Below are 18,865 nucleotides of genomic sequence, written 5' to 3'. Positions count from 1 at the left end.
TTGTCTGTCTGACCGGTCCGTCCGGCGTGCACTCACAGTAGGCCGCGACCGGTATCCGCATGATCCCGACAACGTGCCACCCCGGCGGGTGATCGGGTCGAACCCACCGACCGCATCGCGCGTATATCTGAACAACAGCCGGTGAGGTGTGCAGATGTCCGGAATCGATGCGGTGGTGGGCGGGCGGTTCGAGCTCCGCGAGGTGGTCGGTCGCGGTGCGATGGGCTGCGTGTGGCTGGCCTACGACCGCGTCCTGCGCCGCGAGGTCGCCATCAAGGAGACGACGTCGCCGTCCGGCACCACCGACGCCGAGCTGGCGCCGCTGCGCGAGATCGCGCTGCGCGAGGCCCGCGCGGCCGCCCGGGTCAACCACCCGAACGCCGTGCGGATCCTGGACATCGTCGACGCCGGCCGGCGGCCGTGGATCGTCATGGAGCACGTTCCGTCGTGGTCCCTGCGTGAGCTGACCGACCGCAACGGCCCGCTCGCACCCGGCTACGTGGCCTCGATCGGCGTGGCGGTGCTCGACGCGCTCACCGCGGCCCATCGCGCCGGGGTCCTGCACCGCGACGTGAAGCCGGCCAACGTCCTCATCGGACACGACGGGCGCGTGGTGCTGGCCGACTTCGGGATCGCCCTGCGGCACGGCCAGCCGCCCGGCCACGAACCCACGCTCGGCACCCCGCAGTTCGTGCCGCCGGAGCGGGTGAGCGCCAACCTGTCGCTGCCGGAGGGCGACCTGTACTCGCTCGGCGCGACGCTGTACAACGCCGTGGAGGGCCGCGGACCCTACGACCGCGACTCGGTCGAGAACACGTTGGGTGCCCTGCTCCGCACGCCGCCGGACCCGCCGCGGTGCGCCGACGAACTGACACCGGTCCTCGACGGGCTGCTCCACCGCGACCCGTACCTGCGGTGGCGGCCGGCGCGGGTGCGGCGCGAACTGGTGCGGGTGGCGCGCGGTGCCGGTCCGGAGTTCGCGGCCGCCGGCGCGGTCCGCGCGTTCCCGGCCACGCCCGTGCAGTGCTCGACGATCGCGATGTCGGCCCCGGGCTGACCGGCGGTCTCAGGCCCGGCCGCGGGCCTCGACGGTGACCAGCAGCGACCGCAGCCGGTCCCAGTCGCGGTCGCCGACCCGTTCCCGCCAGGCGGTCTCGACCTCCCCGATGAGGGCGGTGCCCGTCTCGGCGACCCGCCGTCCGAGCGGGGTCGGCCGCACGATCCGGACCCGGCGGTCGGCCGGGTCGCGCACGCTCTCGACGAGGCCGAGCCGCTCCAACGTGGTCGCGAACTCGCCCAGCGCCTGCTTGGTCATGCCGATCCGGTCGGCCAGGTCGCTGACCCGCATCCCGTCGGGCGGCGTGAGGCTCAGCATGCGGATGTGCGACATGCGCACCTCGCGGAGCACCGGCGGGTCGGCCACGGACGCGATCGCGCCGACCAGGTCGCGGCGCAGGCTGTCGAGCAGGGTGCCGAGCAGCGCCATGATGTGATCCGGCTTGACGTCGGTCATACGGCTACCTTACTTTCAGAAAAGTAGAAAGGTAACCTGACAAACGCGGAGGTCGCTCATGGACGTTCTCGTGGACCTCCTCGGCGTACCCGCGGGCACGGTTCCGGCCGCGCTCGCCGACATCCTCGGCGCGCCGGTCGACCCCGACGGCGTGACCGTCGCGCCGGTGGCGTACTCGTCCGGCTCGCCCGCGACCGGGGGACTGTGGCGGGTCCGCGCCGGCGACCGGACCGTGTTCGTCAAGCTGCTGCACCACCTCCGGCACTGGCCCGCGCTGGCCCTGATGCCGCCGGAGATCGCCGGGATGTTCGCCGCCGAGTTCCCGTGGCGCACCGAGATCGAGCTGTGGGACCCGCGCGTGCAGGCCTCGCTCCCGGACGGGCTGCGCGCTCCCGTGCTGCACCGGCTGGTCGAGCTGCCCGACGACCGGCTCTCGCTCTGGCAGGAGAACCTCGTCGAGGCGACCACCGCCTGGGACCTCGGCCGGTTCGAGCGGGCCGCGTTCCTCCTCGGACGCTGGAACGCGCGGTCGACGACGCCCGAGGTGCTCGCCGTGACCGACTTCCCGCCGGGCTTCGCGCTGCGCATGTACGCGGAACGGTCGGTCGCCTTCCGCGGGATGGGACCCCTGCGCAGCGACGGGATCTGGCACCACCCCTGGCTGGCCGACCACGGCGACCTGCGCGCCGGCCTGCTCGAGGAGGGCGCGCGGATCCCCGACCTGCTCGACCGCCTCGACACCTACCCGCAGGCGCTGCCGCACGGCGACGCCAGCCCGCAGAACCTGCTCGTGCCGGTCGACGGCAGCGCTGAGTTCGTGGTCATCGACCTGTCCTTCCGCACCCCGCACGCACTCGGGTTCGACCTCGGCCAGCTCCTCGTCGGGCTGACCCACGCGGGTCTGCTGCCCGCGGCCATGCTGCCCCGGATCAGCGCGGTGATCGTCCCGGCCTACCTGCGCGGTCTCGCCGCGGAGGGCGTCGCCGACCGGGAGGCCGACGTCCGCGACGCCTTCGTCACGTCGGTGCTGCTGCGCAGCGGCTTCGACGGCTTCCTCTACGACCTGCTCGGCAGCGACGACGAGCGGTCGCGGCACGCCTTCGACGAGCGGGTCACGATGTCGCGGTTCCTGCTGGAGCAGTACCGGCTCCAGCACGCGTGACCCCGGTGGGTCACTCTTCGGCGTCCTCCGGGTCGGCGACCCACGCGGAGAACACCGGTAGCCCGTCCCACGGGGTGTCGCCGCCGGTCGCGACCGCCACCACCGCGTACGGGTGGGCGAACCGCAGTTCGGCCGTGCGCAGCACACCCTTCCTGGGCTCGGCCGCGATCCCGCCCGCGACCGCTCCGACCGACACGGCCGCCGCCTCGAACCCGTAGCGGCTGTACGCCGCCACCGCGGCCTGCCGGGCCTCGAACACGAACTCCGGCAGGCCCAGCGACGCCGCCAGCGCCCGGGCCGCACCGGGGAACCCGAGGTCGCCGGCGGCGAGGTCGTGGTCGTTGCCGGCCCGCCACGCGGGTAGCACCGACGTGCACCACTCCTCCCGGCCGTCGGCCGCGGTCGTGCGGGTCTCCTCCGCGGTGATGGTCCACAGTGGACCTTCGCCGAGCGGGAGGTCGAACAGGGACACCTCGTCGGGTTCGGGTTCGTAGGCCGCGGCGAGCACGTCGGCCGCCGGCACGCCGGGCTCCGCGATCACCGACGTGACCCGCAGCCCGTGCGCGGACTCCGCGTCGAAGGCCTGCGCCGAGTGCACCGCCACGAGGCCGGCCCGCCGGCTGCGCGCGACGTACGAGACGTGCCCCCATCCGCTGGGCGACCGGAGCACGGTCGTCAGCCGTCCCGCCCACGTACCGCCGGCACGCAGGTCGGCCGCCGGTGCGGTGTGGAACGGTTCGGTCCACGACACCTTCGTCGCCAACGCCGTCGCGAGCACGAGCAGCGTCTCGGGCGTCACCGTCACGGGGAACCGGTCGATCAGTCCCTGCGTGTTCTCCGCGGCCCAGGCGTCGAGCGCCCGCTGGTCGGGCAGCGGCCCCGTCGCGACCGCGGCGGGCAGGTCGCGGGCCAGGCGCGGCGCCGTCGTGGGCGGGGCCGTCGCGCCGGTCCAGGCCGCCGCTGCCGTCAGGACCAAGGGGTGACGGGCAGCCAGGAGGCCCTGCGCCCAGGTGCGAGCCTCCTCCGGTGAAACCCCGAGCGCGTCGGCCAACGCGGGATCGGTCCTGCTGCCGGGTCCGGCGGCGGCCGCGCAGAGGGCGAGCAGCAGCCAGGCCCCGAGCGGCGACCCGACGTGGTGGCCGGTGCCCACGGCCGCATGGAACCGTTCGGCGAACCGGGCGACGGCGGCACTGACATCGGTGGTCGTAGCGGTCACGCGGCCACTCTAGGCCCGAACCTCCGGGCACGGAGATACCTCTTCCCGGCGCGGAGAGGTACCTCCGTGCCCGGACGTTCTGCCCCGGGTGACGAACCGGGCCAGCAGGCTCGACCCGCCGAGCACCGTCGCCGGTCCCCACGCCACCACCGCGACCAGAGCGACCGCACCGAGCGCCGCCGACCAGCTCGCGCCCGTCGACACCAGCGCCGCGGCCAGGGCGCCCTCGCGCGCGCTGAGGCCGTTCAGGCCGGGGACGAGCGTGGCGAGCTGGCTCGCGGCGTACAGCGTGGCGACCTCGACTGGGCCGGCCCGGTGCCCGGTGGCGGTCACCGCGCCGACGAGCAGCGCGACGGCCGTCACCTGGTACGCCAGCGACAGCCCGACGCCGGCCGCCGCGGCCCGCCAGCCCGGCCACGCGCGGCCGACCGCCGGACGCCGGCGGCGCACGATCAGCACCAGGGCGACGGCCACCAGCCCGACGACGAACACGGGGACGGCGGTGCGGGCCGGCAGCGTCACCCCGACCAGCGCACCCACGAGCACCAGCGCGACGGCACCGATGAGCCGGTCGACCGCGATGACCCCGCCGGAGTGGAAGGGCTCCATGCCGGCTCCGACCAGCCGGCTGCCCCGCCACAGGTCGGCACCCACGTGCGCCGGCGACGCCAGCCCGAGCAGCTCGCCTTCGGCGTAGGTGCGCAGGTGCCACCAGAGGCCGCGCCCGTTGCGCGACACGAGCATCCAGCGCACCGGGCACAGCACGTACTTGCCCAGGGTCCAGACGGCCACGGCCGGCAGCAGCGGCAGCAGCGAGATCCGCGGCACCCGGCTGAGCAGTCCGACCGACACCGCCAGCGGCACGACGACGGACGCCAGCCGCAGCCACCGGTTGGCGGCCAGCCGGCGCAGGGTCGCACGGATCCGGTTCGGCACGCATCCCCTCTCTCCGGGTCGTTGACCTGTCACTGTAGGTCGCCCACCCGGGAGAGGGGATGGTTACGGGCTGCCGTTCTGACCCGGCATCCAGGGAGCTCGATGCGGGGGACGGGTGCCTAGCCGCGGCCCGAGCGGGGGCGGCCGGCCTTGCGGCGGTAGGTGCCGCGGTGCGGAGCCGCCGCCGCGGTGGCCTTCCGGGCGGCGACGCGCGGGGCGGGGGTGCGGGGCCCGCGTGGGGCCGGGCGACGGGGTCGGCCGCGGTGGCCGATCGCGGCGTAGACCTCGGGGCGGTTGCGCCGCAGGTGCAGGGCCCAGGCCACGCCGAGGCCGGCGACGACGAGGAACAGGGTCTGGAAGAACCAGGCCATCACCGAGCCGTCGTCGAGCTGGAGCAGGTCGCCCAGGCCGATCGCGGTGGCGAGGAGCACCAGGGTCAGGAGCCCGAACGCGATGCGCGGGGCGATCCGGGCCCGCCACCGGCTCTCCAGCCCGGGACGCCGGCGGAAGAACACGATGACCGCGCCGCTCGCACCCCACATCAGGATGAGCACGCCGAACCCGCCGGCGGTGGTCAGCCACGCGAACAGGTGCACCAGCGGGTCGATCCCGGCGGCCGCGTAGACGACCAGCACCACGAGCGCGACGGCGCTCTGGGTCAGCGAGCCCGCGGTCGGCGCGCCGGTGCGGGGGTGGATGCGTCCCCACGGCTTCGGCAGCACGCCCTCGCGGCCGAGGGCGAACTGGTAGCGGGCGATCGCGGCGTGGAACGCGAGCAGCGCGGCGAACACGCTCGTGAGGAAGAACAGGTAGCCCAGGCTGATGAACAGCTCCGGCACGTGCGGGCTCACCAACGAGAAGACGAGGTCGGTCTCCTCGCGCTTCGCGGTCGCGACGATCGAGTCGACGCCGGCACCGACCGACATCGCCCACGCGGACAGCCCGATGAAGATGCCGGGAAGGAGCACCGCCCAGTGGGTGGCGCGGGCGATGGTGCGCTTCGGGTCCCTCGCCTCCTCGGAGAGGACCACGGTGGTCTCGAAGCCCACGAAGCCGGCGATCGCCAGCACCAGCATCGCGGCCGCCTCGCCGGTGAGGAGGCCGGCCGGGTTCAGCGTGGAGACGTTCAGCCCGTCGGCCGGGTTGGCGACCATCACCAGGTCGTAGACGACGACGATGGCGAACTCGAGCGTCAGCAGCACGGCCAGGACCTTGCCGCTCAGGTCCACCTTCAGGAGCCCCAGCACGGCGACCGCGACCCACGCGACGAGCGCGCACACGAACCAGCTCGTCGCCACGCCCAGCTCGGCGAGGATCCCCTCGGCGATGACCCCGAACAGGCCGAACAGCCCGATCTGCATCAACGAGTACGCCACCAGCGCGACGAACGCGGCACCCATGCCGGGCAGCCGCCCGAGCCCGTGGGTGATGTACGTGTAGAACGCGCCGGTGCTGACGATGTGCCGGCTCATTGCCACGAACCCGACGGTGAACACCGACAGGATCGCCGCGGCCGCGAAGTACACCACCGGAACCGCGGTGCTCCCGACGACCGCGTAGATCGTCGACACCGCGCCGAGGATCACGGTCAGCGGCGCGGCGCCGGCGACGCCGAAGAACACCACCGACGGGACGCCGAGCCGGTTGCGGGCCAGCGTCGGCCGGCCCTCGCCCGTACGGGGCTCGCTCGTACGGGGCTCGCTCGTACGGGGACGGCGCCCGCCGGACAGGGTCCGCGCGAGCGCCGCACGGGTCGCGGGGGCGAATTGCTGGATACGTCCGATACCGGCCATCGACGCCACCTCCGGAGCAGAGAAACACTCCAAAGGGTAACGTCAATGCGACTATCCGTATAGATCTAAATTTACTGAGAGGATGCGATCGAGCACTCCTCGTTACCTTGGCGGTCGTGGGTTCAGCCGCCGCTCGCCGTGAAGAGCCACTTCTGGGCCTCCGGGTGGCCGGCCCGGGCGGCCCGGCGCAGCCACGTGTCCCCGTCCGGGGTCGTGCCGTTCTGTCCCAGCAGCATGCCGAGCGCGTACATGGCGTCGCTGTTGCCGCCGTCGGCGGCCTTGTGCAGCCAGCGCTCCGCGTCGAGGACGCGCTCCTCACCGAGGTGGTGGAGGCCGTAGTAGAACGCGGCGTTCAGGTCGCCCGCCACCGCGCCGGGGTGGAGCCACCGGCCGGCCTCGGCGCCGTTCCCGGTCTCCAGCAGCACCGCGCCGAGCATCCACCCGGCCTCGGCGACACCGTTTTCGGCGGCCTGGCGCAGCCACGGCTCGGCCTCCGCCGGTCGCTTCGCGCCCAGGAGGAGCCGGCCGAGGTCGCCGGCGGCCTCGTGGTGACCGGCGCGCGCGGCCCGGCCCAGCCACTCCGCCGCCTCGGCGTCCTGCCCGTTGCGGGCGTGGACGTTGCCCAGCAGGAACATCGCGTCGCGGTCGCCGGCCTCCGCCCGGGGACGGAACGTGGACACCAGCAGCTCGGGGTCGTCGTCGGCGGTCACCAGGTGGCCCACCAGGTCGCCCGAGCGGATCTTCTCGATGACGTCCTCCACCGTGGTCGCCTCCGTCGGCGTTCCGCCCTCGGCGTCCACGGCCCGGTCGACCCACCGTTGAGCCTCCTCGACGCGGCGGGTACGCGACAGGAGCTGCGCGAGGTTGCGCATCGCGGTCGTGTCACCCTGCTCGGCGCCCTGGCGCAGCCACGGTTCGGCCTCGTCGAGCCGGCCGGCGGTGAGGAGCAGGTGTCCCAGGTTGTTCGGCGCCTTGCCGCTGCCCGCCTCGGCCGCCCGCCGGTACCAGGTCTCGGCCTGGCGCTGCCGGCCCGTCTCGGCCAGCAGGATGCCGAGGTTGAACATCGCGTCGGCGCTGCCGTCGCGGATCGCCCGGTGGTACAGCTCCTCAGCGACGGCGACCTTGCCGGCCCGCTTGAGCTCGGCGGCGGCCGACGCGAGGATGTCGGCGGGCGGCTGTCCCAGCCGGGTGCCGAGCTCGACCATCCGGTCGACGGCACCCGCGTCGCCGCGCTGCAGCCGGAGGACCAGCTCCACCAGCTCGCCGGACTCCTCGACCCGCGCCGCCACGGCGTCGTCGACCGACCTGCCCGCGGGCTCCGGAGACACCTCACCCCGGCGGACGGCCTCCGCCTCGGACTCGCGGCCGCAGCCGTCGAGGAGGTCGGCCAGGGCGCCGAGCACGCGTGGATGGCCCGTCGCCGCATAGGAGCGGTAGAGCCGCTCGGCGTCGTCGGTGGCACCGGCCAGCTGGAGGAGGTTGCCGTAGTTGACGGCCGCCACCGGGTCACCGCCCTCGGCCGCGCGGCGCCACCACTGGGCGGCCTCCTGGCGGCGGCCGCTGCTCGAGAGCAGCGACCCGAGATCGTTCATCGCCGCGGGCAGCCCGGTCCGGGCGCCGCGGCGCAACCACAACTCCGCCTCGCCGGTCTTCCCCTTCCGCACCAGCACCGACGACAGGTCCACCATCGTCATCGGATGGCCGTCCGCCGCGCCTTTCCGGTACAGCTCCTCCGCCTCCGTCATGCGCCCGTCGCCCTCGAGGATCAGCCCGAGGTTGCGCGTCGCGCAGGCCGGATCCTCGTACCCGGCGTCGAGCGCCCGCCGGTACCACAGCTCGGCGGTACGGAGGTCGCCGCCCTCGCCGTTCATCAGCCCGAGCAGGTAGGCCGCGCGTCCATGGCCCGCCTCACCGGCGCGCAGCAGCCACTGCGCCGCCGCCTCCACGTCGCCGGCCTCCGCGCACTCCTCGCTCACCGCGGCCATCGCCGGCGCCACCCCGCGCTCGGCGGCGGCCCGCCGCAGCCTCCGGCCCACGTCGCCGCGGCCGGTGCCGATGAGGTGCTCCGCGTACGCGTACATGCTCGGCGGGTGGTCCCGCTCGACGGCGCGGCGCCACCAGTGCTCGGCGTCGGCCGGGTCGAGGCGGCCGGCGAGGTCGAACATGGCGTCGAGGTCTCCGGCCTCGGCCGCGCGCTCCAGCCAGAGCCGGCCCGCGCCGCCGCGGTCGGTGCGGTCGAGGACGGTGGCGTACGCGTGGAAGGCGCCGGTGTGACCCGCGTGAGCGGCCGTACGCAGCGGTTCCTCGGCCGCCGACAGGTGCCCGGCCGCCAGGTGGAGCAGGCCCAGCTGCAGCGCCCCTTCGAGCGAACCCGCGGCGGCCGCGCGCGCGAACAGGGCCTCGGCGTCGCCGGCCTCGCCCCGGGCCCGGTGGTCGAGGCCGAGGTGGCACATGGAGGCGGTGTCGCCGCCGGTGGCCGCGCGCTCCCACCAGAGCCGCGCCTCGGGTCGGCGGTCGCCGGCGGCCAGGAGGAGCGCGAGTTCGCGCATCGCCTCCAGGTGGCCGGCCTCGGCGGCGTGGCGGAACTGGGGTTCGGCCTCGGCGGTACGGCCGGTGCGGGCGAGCAGCCGGCCGACGTCGTAGGACCGCTGCGGGTCGTCGGTCGTCGGCGGTGTCGGCGCGGAGGCGGGCGTCGAGGTCGGGGCCGTGCCCGGGATCGGGACCTGCGTCGGCGTCGCGGCCGGCACCGGGATCGGCGCTGGTGCCTGGATCGGGGGTGGCGGCGGTGTCGGAAGCGGGCCGTCGAGCTGCCCGCCGCCGAGCTGCTCCAGGATGCTGGACCCGGCGCGGCGGTTGAGCCACGCGTCCGCCTCCTCGTCGCGGCCGGTGCGGTACAGCAGCTGGGCGAGCCGGTGGGTGGCGCCGAGGTTGCCGGCCTGCGCGGCCCGCCGCCACCACCGCTCCGCCTCGGCGACCGCGCCCGCGGCGGCCAGCGCGCCACCCAGCGCCGCCATCGCGTCGGTGTCGCCGGCCTCGGCGGCGGCGCGGAACTCCAGCCCCGGGCCGCCGGATGAATGGTCGGTCATCGCCGCCTCCCCGCGTGGGCGTACCGGCTGCACGCTAACACCGGGGGACAAAGCGCCCGCCGGCCTCACCGGGCGGCTTGCGCCTCGCGATATTTCGCATACTGTATGTCGCATGCCGGTCCCGCGTCAGAGCGCGCCACCGTCCCGCGCGCTGCTGCGGGAGCGGGTGTTCGACTCGCTGCGCGCCGCGATCGTCGACGGCACGTTGGAGCCCGGCGAGCGGCTCGTCGACGCCGACCTGTGCGCCTGGCTCGGGGTCAGCCGGACGCCGATCCGCGAGGCGCTGACCCAGCTGGAGAAGACCGGCCTGGTGCGGATCCGGCCGGGGAACAGCACCGTCGTCGCGCCGCTCGACGTGCGCGCGGCCGCGGAGGCCCAGGCGGTCGCCGCCAGCATGCACGAGCTGGCCGCCCGCGACGCGGTTCCGCTGCTCAGCGGGTCACATCTGGGGGCCATGGAAACCGCGAACGCCGCGTTCGCGACGGCCCTGGCCACGACGGACGTCGACGCCGCCATCGCCGCCGACGACGCGTTCCACCGGGTGTTCGTCGACCTCGCGGCGAACCGCCTGGTGGCCGCGATCCTCGACGACGTCACGCCGCTGCTGCGCCGCATGGAACGCGCGCGCTTCGCGTCGCTGACCGGGCGCGGGTCGGTCGAGCAGCACCGGCGCATCGTCGACCTCGCGCGGAGGCGGGACGTCGACGGCACGGCCGCCGCCGTTCGCGCCAACTGGCTGACCCTGAAACCAGAGGAGTCCTGATGTCGCTCGACGACTTCGACCGGTACCCGTTGCTGTTCGGACCCAGCCCGGTGCACCGGCTCGACCGCCTGACCGAACACCTCGGCGGCGGGGTGCAGATCTGGGCCAAGCGGGAGGACTGCAACTCCGGCCTCGCGTACGGCGGCAACAAGACCCGTAAACTCGAGTACATCGTGCCCGACGCGCTGGCCAGCGGCGCCGACACGCTCGTGTCGATCGGCGGGTACCAGTCCAACCACACGCGGCAGGTGGCGGCGGTCGCCGCGAAGCTCGGCCTGAAGGCGCGGCTGGTGCAGGAGAAATGGGTCGACTGGCCCGACGCGGTCAACGACAAGGTCGGCAACATCCTGCTCTCGCGCATCATGGGCGCGCACGTGCAGCTCGACCCGGCCGGGTTCGACATCGGCATCCGCGACTCGTGGGAGCGCGCGCTGGAGGACGTGCGCGCGTCGGGCGGGACCCCGTACGGCATCCCGGCCGGCGCGTCGGAGCACCGGCTCGGCGGGCTCGGGTTCGCCAACTGGGCGCGCGAGGTCGAGCGGCAGGAGGCCGAGCTCGGCGTCTTCTTCGACACGGTCATCGTGTGCACGGTCACCGGCTCGACACACGCCGGCATGATCGCCGGTTTCGCGCTGCAGGACCGGCCCCGGCGGGTGATCGGCATCGACGCGTCGGCCACGCTGGAGAAGACCCGCGCGCAGGTCGAACGGATCGCCCGGCACACGGCGGAGCTGATCGGCCTCGGGCGCGACCTGCGCGCCGACGAGATCACCGTGCTGGAGGGCTGGGCCGGCGACCTGTACGGCATCCCCGTGCGGTCGACGATCGACGCGATCCGCCTCTCGGGCGAGCTCGAGGGGATGATCATCGACCCGGTGTACGAGGGGAAGTCGATGGCCGGCCTGGTCGACCTGGTACGCGACGGCGACATCCCCGCGGGGTCAACGGTTCTCTACGCCCACCTCGGCGGGCAGCCGGCGTTGAACGCGTACTCGGGCCTCTTCAGCTGAGCACCACGGGAGCGAGCACCCCGGCCACCGCGCCCGGTTCGAGGGGACGGTGGAAGTAGTAGCCCTGCCCGAAGACGCAGCCCATGTCGGCCAGCATGCGGGCCTGCTCGGCGGTCTCGATGCCCTCGGCGACCACGTACATGCGGAACGCGGTACCCAGCCGCACCACCGCCTCCGCGACCTGGCGGGCCTCGGGGTCGTCGACGATGTCGGTGATGAAGGAACGGTCGATCTTCAGGGCGCCGACCGGTAGGCGGCGCAGGTAGCTCAGCGCCGAGTAGCCGGTGCCGAAGTCGTCGACCGAGATGTTGATGCCGCGCTCGCGCAGCGCCTGGAGCCGGGTGACGACGCCCTCGTCGGGCTCCAGCGCCACCCCCTCGGTGATCTCCAGGACGAGCCGGGCGGCGGGGAACCCGGTCTCCACGAGGATGCGGTCGACGACGTCGACCAGGTCGGCCTGCATGACCTGCTGCGGGGACAGGTTGACGTTGACCCGCAGCTCGTCGGTGCCCGGAATGGTGGTGCGCCACACGGCCGCCTCGCGGCAGGCCTCGCGCAGCACCCACTCGCCCATCGGCACCACCGCGCCGGTCTCCTCGGCGAGCTCGACGAACGCGCCGGGCATGAGCAGGCCACGCTCCGGGTGGTTCCACCGCACCAGGGCCTCGACGGCGACGATGTCGCCGCTGTCGAGGGCCACGATCGGCTGGTAGTGCAGCAGCAGTTCGTCGTTGTCGACCGCCCGGCGCAGCTCGGCGTCGCGGGCGTCGGTGTCGAACGCCTCGGTGAAGAACTCGTAGCGGCGCCGGCCGGCCCGCTTCGCCACGTACATGGCGAGGTCCGCCTGGTGGAGCAGCCGCTCGGCGTCCACGACGTTCCCCGCGTCGCGGACCGCGACGCCGACACTCGCCTCGACGGCGAGCACGAGGTCCCCGTGGACGACCGGCGTGCGCAGCGCCTCGACCAGCCGGCCGGCGATCCGCTCGGCGATGTCGCGGCCGGGCAGGTCGGGCAGGATCACCGCGAACTCGTCGCCGCCGAGGCGCCCGGCCGTGTCGCCGGCGCGGATCACCGAGCGCAGGGCACCCGCGACGGCCTCGAGCACGGCGTCGCCGGCCTCGTGCCCGTAGGCGTCGTTGATGGGCTTGAACCGGTCGAGGTCGATCACCATGACCGCGGCGCAGCGGTCCTCGCGCACCGGCGCGGCGGCGATCTCCGCCAGGCGGTGACCGATCAGCGTGCGGTTGGCCAGGCCGGTGAGCGGGTCGGTGACGGCCATCTCGACGTTCTCGCGCAGCACGAGCATCTGCCGCACGACGACCAGCGTGGTGAGCAGGATCGCCCCGATGATCATGCCGCCGAGGGGGTAGATGCCCTGGTCGCGGGCGAGGTAGCCGAGCAGCCCGTAGGCGAGCGCGATGGCGCTGTACGGCAGCCAGTTGATGCCGCGGCGGCCCCACGTCCGCGGGGTGTCCACGTCGTGGCGGCGGCCGCGGTTCGCGGCGAGGACCAGCAGGAACCCGCCGATCATCCAGAACAGGTCGGGCCACTCGCCGGCCGCGTAGATCTCGTGGAGCTGCAGGTAGCCGTACAGGGTGTCGGCCACGACGAACATGGCCACGGCGCCGGCGAGCAGCCGCACCGCGGGGTCGGTGGCGGTCGAGCGGCGCAGCAGCAGCATCGCCAGCGCGAGCACGAGCAGCAGGTCGGCCATGGGCAGGGCGGCGGCGTACGCGACCTGCACGACCGAGACGTCGAGGCCGACGAAGATCGGCCCCAGCCACAGGTACCAGAAGAGCATCATCGTGGCGGCGCAGACGATCAGCGAGTCCAGCGTCAGCTTGATCCGGTCGGCCCGGGAGCGGCGACCGGTGGGCAGCAGCAGGAGCCCGGCGAACATCACCGGCACGAACGCCAGGAACAGGTAGTCGGCGACCGACGGGTACGGCGGGTTGCCGATCACCACGTCCTCGGCGAACCACGACACCTGGGCGACCAGGCGGCACGCGAACGCCGCGCTGATCAGCGTCCACGCGCGGCGGGCGCGCGGCGACCGCCGGTCGGTGACCACGACCCGCAGGCCGAGAACCGTGTACGACAACGCGATCAGGATGTGCACCAGGTTGGTGACGGCGCGGACGGTCCGCTCGCCGCCGACGTCGCCCAGGGAGAACACGAGAAACACCGCCACCAGGGCGCCGCAGCCGGCAACCGTCAGCGTCGCCGCCCGGTTCTCTGAGATCACGCCCTCCCCATCGGCAGGCAGCCGTCGGCGCTGAGGGGCGGCTCACGTTGCACCCAGTGCAACGATGCACGTAGTGTAATTGACCGTGATCACCCAGGACCGCCGGGCGGCGCTGAAGGCGCGTCACCGCCGGGCGATCCTCGACGCGGCCAAGGCGCTGATCTCCGAAGGCGAGTCGGCCCGGTTCAGCGTCGACCAGCTCGCCGAGCGGGCCGACCTGTCGCGGCGGTCGATCTTCAACCACTTCGCCTCGATCGACGACGTCGTCACGACCGTCTGCACCGAGGTCCTCGCCGTGGTGATCGACAACTTCCGGGCGGAGGTCGCCATCGGGCTGGGCGACCGCGCGCAGATGTTCGAGGCGGTCACCGCCGCGCTGCGCGCCACCGACGTGCCCGGCACCATCGCGTTCCTGTGGCGGGCCCTCGGCGGCTTCGACGTGGCCGACCCCCGTCCCCGGCAGATCTTCCAGGCGACGTTCGCGCGCACCACCGCCGACCTGGCCCGCGAGCTGGCCGAGCGCAACGCCGAGCTCGACGCGTTGGAGGCCGAGATCCTGGTCAGCTCGCTCATGCACGGCGCCGAGGTGATCGCGCAGCACTGGATCGCCGCGACCGGCGCCGCCACCGACGACGACGCGCGGGCGCGGTGGCACGAACTGCTCGACCGCCTCATCGAAACCATCCGTAAGGGTTACTGCCGTGGCTGAACTGTTGTATCGGGTCGGACGTCTCTGCGCCCGGCGCGCCTGGGCCGTCGTGGCCACCTGGGCCGTGGTCCTGGGGCTGTCCGTCGGGGGCTATCTCGCGTTCGGCGGTGCGCTGTCGTCGCAGGTCACCATTCCGGGGACCAGGACGGCGGAGGTCACCGACCAGCTCGCCGCCCGGTTCCCCAGTGCCAGCGGCGGCAACGGGACGGTCGTGTTCCACACGAGCGACGGGTCGCCGTTCACCGACGAGCAGAAGGCGGCCATCGGGGAGCTGCTGAGGAGCACCGCCGACCTCGACGGGGTCGCCGCCGCCACCGACCCGTTCGCCACCCAGCGGCAGGTGACCGAGCAGGCCGGCCAGCTCACCGCCGGGCAGCGTCAGCTCGACGCCGGGCGCCAGCAGCTCGACCGGGCCCAGCAGCAGCTCGACGCCGCGAAGGCCCAGCCCGGCGCGCCGGTGGCCCAGCTCGACGCGCAGCAGCAGGAGCTGACCCGCAAGCGCGCCGAGCTCGACGCGCAGGCGACGAAGCTGGACCTGTCGCAGCGGCTGCTCGCCATGTCGGCGGAGATCCGGCTGGTGTCGGAGGACAACACCGCGGCGGTCGCGGCGATCGTGTTCGAGGAGGAGCAGCTCGACGTCACGCCGGAGACCAAGGAGGCGGTGGTCGACCACGTCTCCGCCGGCGTGCCGGCCGGTGTCGGGGCCGACTTCTCCAACGAGATCACCCAGGCCGTTCCCGAGGTCCTCGGTGTCGGCGAGGTCGCCGGTCTCATCGTCGCCGCGATCACCCTCCTGGTCATGCTGCGGTCGCTCATCGCGTCGGCGCTGCCGCTGGTCGGCGCGCTCGTCGGGGTGGGCGTCGGTGTCACGTTGTCGCTGTCGCTGTCGGGCGTCGTGGACATGCTCTCGATCACGCCGGTGCTCGGCGTCATGCTCGGCCTCGCGGTCGGCATCGACTACAGCCTCTTCATCCTCAACCGCCACCGGAGACAGTTGCTGCACGGCGCCGACGTGCACGAGTCGATCGGGCTCGCCAACGGCACGTCGGGCAACGCGGTGGTGTTCGCCGGCGCGACCGTGCTGGTCGCGCTGCTCGCGCTGAACGTCACCGGCATCGGGTTCCTGGGGCTGATGGGCACCGTGGGCGCGATCTGCGTCGCGGTCGCGGTGGTCATCGCGGTCACGCTGACCCCGGCGCTGCTGTCGCTGCTGGGACTGCGTGTGCTGAGCCGCAAGGCGCGCGGCGACATCGCCCGGCACCGTGCCGGCGACGCGCCGACCGAGCCGATGACCCGCAACCGGGCGGTGCTGACCGCGGTCGCCGGCCTCGCCGCGCTGGTGCTGATCGCGTTGCCGGCGCTGTCGATGCGCCTCGGCCTGCCCGACGGCTCCTCGGAGGCGCAGGACTCCACCCAGTACCGGGCCTACACGCTCATCGAGGAGCGGTTCGGGGAGGGCGTCAACGGTCCGCTGCTCGTCGTCGCCGAGCTTCCCGACCCGGTGACCGGCGACGACCTGCTCGCCGCGCAGGTGCGGGTCGGCGAGCGGCTGGCGGCGCAGGGCGACGTCACCGCCGTCGCGCCGATCGGCCAGTCGAGCGACAACCTGCTGCTGGCCTTCCAGGTGGTGCCGGCGCAGGGGCCGAACAGCGAGTCGACCGAGCGGCTCGTGCGCGACCTGCGCGGCCTGTCACCGCTCGACGGTGGCGTCACGCTGGGCGTGGCCGGCAGCGCGAGCGGCAACATCGACATCTCCGAGCAGCTGTCGGACGCCCTGCCGATCTACCTCAGCGTGGTGCTGGGCCTGTCGCTGGTGATCCTGATCTTCGTGTTCCGCTCGGTGCTGGTGCCGCTGACCGCGACGCTCGGCTTCGTGCTGTCGCTGTTCGCCACGTTCGGCGCGATCACGGCGATCTTCCAGTGGGGCTGGCTCGGCGCCGTCTTCGGCATCCACGATCCGGGACCGATCCTCAGCTTCCTGCCGACGATCCTCATCGGCATCCTGTTCGGCCTGGCCATGGACTACCAGCTGTTCCTGGTGTCGGGCATGCGCGAGGCGTACGCGCACGGCGCCCCGGCCCGCCTCGCCGTGCGGCAGGGCCTGCACGCCGGCCGGGCCGTGGTGACGGCTGCCGCGATCATCATGATCTCGGTGTTCGGCGGCTTCATCTTCAGCCACACGGCGATGATCCGTTCGCTCGGCTTCGGGCTCGCGTTCGGCGTGCTCGCCGACGCCTTCCTGGTACGCATGCTGCTGATCCCGGCCGTGATGCACCTGCTCGGCCGGTCGGCGTGGTGGCTGCCGGGCTGGCTCGACCGCGTCCTGCCGAACGTCGACGTGGAGGGCGCGGCGCTGGAGCGCAGCCACCCGGTCACCCCGCGCGTGGGGGAGCAGCCGCGCCAGGCGTCCACGGTCGGTTGAGCTAGGGCCTGAGGTCGTCCAGCGCCCCGTCGACGGTCGGGTAGATCCGCAGCACGGTGGTGAACTGGGTGACCTCGAAGAGGCGCTGCACCACCGGACGGGCGGCCGCGATGGCCAGCCGGTCCTTGAGCCGCCGGTGCGCCGAGACCAGCACACCGAGCGCCGTGGAGTCGAGGAACCCGGCGTCGGAGAGGTCGATGACGAGCGCGGTCGCGCCCTCGTCGATGGCCGCGTGGACGGCCGTGTGGAACTCCGGGGACGTCACGAGGTCGATGTCGCCGTGCGGCGTCACCACCGCGGTTCTACCTACCCGGTTCGTCGTAATGTCCACAATCACGGTCACCCGTGGTCCCTTCGCGTCTGGATGCGTGGTCACCGAAAGAGCGGATCGCGGGTTCTCCGCGTTACTCACCCGTCCCCTCGCTAAGGTGTGCGGGCCATGTGGGTGGAGCTGCATACCGATGAGTGACGACGACCTCACCAGCGCGTTACGGGCCGCGGTCGGCGGTGACGAGGCCGCGTTCGCGGTCATCTGGCGGGCGCTCCAACCGGCGGTCCTGCGCTACCTGCGCGTGGTGTGCGGCGACGCCGCCGAGGACGTCGCGTCCGAGACGTGGCTGCAGGCGGCCCGCGACCTGTCGACGTTCACCGGCGACGCGACGGCGTTCCGCGTGTGGCTGTTCCGCATCGCGCGCCACCGCGGCATCGACGAGGGCCGTCGGGCCTGGCGCCGCCGTGAGGAGGTCCGCGAGCAGGTCGAGCCGATCGCGGGGCAGCCCGTGCGGGACGTCGTGCACGAGGTCGTCGAGCGTTCCGGGACCGAGTGGGCGCTCGACGTCATCTCGTCGTTGCCCCGCGACCAGGCCGAGGCGGTGATGCTCCGCGCGGTGGCCGGCCTCGACGTGGCCGCGACCGCCGCGGTGCTGGGCAAGCGCCCGGGCGCTGTTCGGATCGCGGCGATGCGCGGCCTGCGCCGCCTGGCCGACCATCCCCAGGTGCGGCAGCGCCGGGAGCCGGCCGGCGGCCTGTCGGGCACCCGCTTGGAAGGTGCGTGAGCCATGGACCTCCTGCGCTGGTTCCGACCGCACCCCTTGAGCCGACACGACAGCGAACGCCTCCTCGACGGCGCGTCCGACGACGCACACCCCGGCGCGCATCCCAGCGTGGCCAACCTGCTGGCGGCGGCGGCCGCACCGGCACGGGCGGGCGAGCTGTCGGGCGAGGACGCGGCGGTGGCGGCGTTCCGGAGCGCGTACCGTGCGGCGGAACCGGGCACCGCGCCGGCCGGGTCTCGTGGCGGCTCGATGGCGCGGCCGGCCGGGTCTCCTGGCGGCTCGATGGCGCGGCCGGGCGGGTCGGCGGTGGCGCGGCCGGGCGGTCGGTGGTTCACGCGGCCGCGGGTGGCGGTGGTCGCGCTGGGCGCGGTGGTCGCGCTCGTCGGGGGGACCGCGTACGCGGCCGGCACGAACAGGTTGCCGGACCCGGTCCAGCGGGAGCTGCACGAGGCGTTCGCCGGCATCGGCGTCCCGGCACCGGAGCAGCGGGACGTCGGTTCGCCCACGCCGCGACCCCCGTCGCCGTCGGGGTCGTCGCCGGCGCCGGGTGAGCTGGTCGCCCTGTGCCGGACGTGGCAGGCGAGCCGCGACAGCCCCGGCGCACCGCAGCTGCGTCCGGACGAACGCAAGCGACTGGCGGACGCCGCCGGCGGCCCGAACCGGATCGCCCAGTTCTGCGCCGGCCTGCTGGCCACGCCGGTTCCCGGCAGCACGGCCCCCAGCGGACCCGCGAAGCCCGGCGGCCCGGCCGCGACGCCACCCGGCAACGGGCCTGGGAACGGCAATGGAAACGGCACCGGGCCCGGGAACGGCAATGGCGACGGCAATGGCAACGGCGGCAACGGCAACGGGAACGGCGGCGCCGGCAACGGCCGGGGACCCGGTAACGGCAACGGGCGGCCGTGACATCGGGGCTGGCATGTCCGAAGGTGCAGACTTCTGGGGTTGGTGGCGG

The 18,865-nt window shown here is 73.8% G+C and carries 15 protein-coding genes; 8 read left to right on the top strand and 7 right to left on the bottom strand.

The window, feature by feature from the left end; all coding sequences use genetic code 11:
- Positions 1 to 154: 154 nt before the first annotated feature.
- Positions 155 to 1,057 carry a serine/threonine-protein kinase gene (locus Voc01_RS51725; RefSeq protein ID WP_203935172.1) on the top strand — a complete coding sequence of 301 codons (903 nt, stop codon included), beginning with the start codon at positions 155 to 157 and terminating at the stop codon, positions 1,055 to 1,057.
- 9 nt (positions 1,058 to 1,066) lie between these two features.
- Here the strand turns inward: Voc01_RS51725 and Voc01_RS51720 are convergent, their stop codons facing one another.
- The gene (locus Voc01_RS51720) at positions 1,067 to 1,513 is read right to left on the bottom strand and encodes a MarR family winged helix-turn-helix transcriptional regulator (protein ID WP_203935171.1); all 447 of its coding nucleotides are present in this window, start codon (positions 1,511 to 1,513) and stop codon (positions 1,067 to 1,069) included.
- Between the two features lie 58 nt (positions 1,514 to 1,571).
- Here Voc01_RS51720 and Voc01_RS51715 point away from each other — a divergent pair, with 58 nt between their 5' ends.
- Positions 1,572 to 2,675: a hypothetical protein gene (locus Voc01_RS51715; RefSeq protein ID WP_203935170.1), complete on the top strand. Its 1,104-nt coding sequence runs from the start codon at positions 1,572 to 1,574 to the stop codon at positions 2,673 to 2,675.
- A gap of 10 nt (positions 2,676 to 2,685) precedes the next feature.
- Here Voc01_RS51715 and Voc01_RS51710 read toward each other — a convergent pair whose 3' ends face one another.
- The 4 genes from Voc01_RS51710 to Voc01_RS51695 form a co-directional block, all read right to left on the bottom strand.
- Positions 2,686 to 3,891, bottom strand: a complete 1,206-nt coding sequence (locus Voc01_RS51710) for a hypothetical protein (protein ID WP_203935169.1) — start codon at positions 3,889 to 3,891, stop codon at positions 2,686 to 2,688.
- 9 nt (positions 3,892 to 3,900) lie between these two features.
- On the bottom strand, positions 3,901 to 4,827 hold the full coding sequence (locus Voc01_RS51705) for a hypothetical protein (RefSeq protein ID WP_203935168.1): 927 nt from the start codon (positions 4,825 to 4,827) through the stop codon (positions 3,901 to 3,903).
- A gap of 119 nt (positions 4,828 to 4,946) precedes the next feature.
- Entirely contained in the window at positions 4,947 to 6,620 is a 1,674-nt protein-coding gene (locus tag Voc01_RS51700) for an APC family permease (protein WP_203935167.1), read from the bottom strand.
- Between the two features lie 122 nt (positions 6,621 to 6,742).
- Complete coding sequence (locus tag Voc01_RS51695) at positions 6,743 to 9,706, bottom strand: tetratricopeptide repeat protein (RefSeq protein ID WP_203935166.1); 2,964 nt, start codon at positions 9,704 to 9,706, stop codon at positions 6,743 to 6,745.
- Between the two features lie 112 nt (positions 9,707 to 9,818).
- On the opposite strand from Voc01_RS51695, the gene Voc01_RS51690 reads away from it, so the two are divergent.
- Positions 9,819 to 10,469, top strand: a complete 651-nt coding sequence (locus tag Voc01_RS51690) for a GntR family transcriptional regulator (RefSeq protein WP_203935165.1) — start codon at positions 9,819 to 9,821, stop codon at positions 10,467 to 10,469.
- Complete coding sequence (locus tag Voc01_RS51685; RefSeq protein WP_203935164.1) at positions 10,469 to 11,479, top strand: 1-aminocyclopropane-1-carboxylate deaminase; 1,011 nt, start codon at positions 10,469 to 10,471, stop codon at positions 11,477 to 11,479. Before Voc01_RS51690 ends, Voc01_RS51685 begins: the two co-directional genes overlap by 1 nt.
- Here Voc01_RS51685 and Voc01_RS51680 read toward each other — a convergent pair.
- A complete protein-coding gene (locus tag Voc01_RS51680) occupies positions 11,472 to 13,724 on the bottom strand; it encodes a putative bifunctional diguanylate cyclase/phosphodiesterase (protein ID WP_239161100.1) in 2,253 nt (750 codons plus the stop codon). The two genes, Voc01_RS51685 and Voc01_RS51680, sit on opposite strands and share 8 nt — an antisense overlap.
- An 85-nt stretch (positions 13,725 to 13,809) precedes the next feature.
- Here Voc01_RS51680 and Voc01_RS51675 point away from each other — a divergent pair, with 85 nt between their 5' ends.
- Complete coding sequence (locus Voc01_RS51675; protein ID WP_203935163.1) at positions 13,810 to 14,433, top strand: TetR/AcrR family transcriptional regulator; 624 nt, start codon at positions 13,810 to 13,812, stop codon at positions 14,431 to 14,433.
- Entirely contained in the window at positions 14,426 to 16,855 is a 2,430-nt protein-coding gene (locus Voc01_RS51670; RefSeq protein ID WP_203935162.1) for an MMPL family transporter, read from the top strand. The genes Voc01_RS51675 and Voc01_RS51670 overlap by 8 nt, the downstream gene beginning before the upstream one ends.
- Before the next feature lies 1 nt (position 16,856).
- Here the strand turns inward: Voc01_RS51670 and Voc01_RS51665 are convergent, their stop codons facing one another.
- Positions 16,857 to 17,198, bottom strand: coding sequence for an STAS domain-containing protein (locus Voc01_RS51665; RefSeq protein WP_203935161.1), 342 nt, complete (start codon positions 17,196 to 17,198; stop codon positions 16,857 to 16,859).
- Between the two features lie 118 nt (positions 17,199 to 17,316).
- On the opposite strand from Voc01_RS51665, the gene Voc01_RS51660 reads away from it, so the two are divergent.
- Together Voc01_RS51660 and Voc01_RS51655 are read left to right on the top strand one after the other, a co-directional pair.
- Positions 17,317 to 17,910 (top strand): RNA polymerase sigma factor, encoded by a 594-nt coding sequence (locus tag Voc01_RS51660; protein WP_239161099.1) that lies wholly within the window; start codon positions 17,317 to 17,319, stop codon positions 17,908 to 17,910.
- A gap of 3 nt (positions 17,911 to 17,913) precedes the next feature.
- Entirely contained in the window at positions 17,914 to 18,816 is a 903-nt protein-coding gene (locus tag Voc01_RS51655; RefSeq protein WP_203935160.1) for a hypothetical protein, read from the top strand.
- The last annotated feature ends 49 nt before the right edge of the window (positions 18,817 to 18,865 follow it).

Source organism: Virgisporangium ochraceum, assembly GCF_016863655.1.
In the GTDB taxonomy this organism is placed as follows: domain Bacteria; phylum Actinomycetota; class Actinomycetes; order Mycobacteriales; family Micromonosporaceae; genus Virgisporangium; species Virgisporangium ochraceum.
This window is presented reverse-complemented; position numbering and strand designations above follow the sequence as displayed.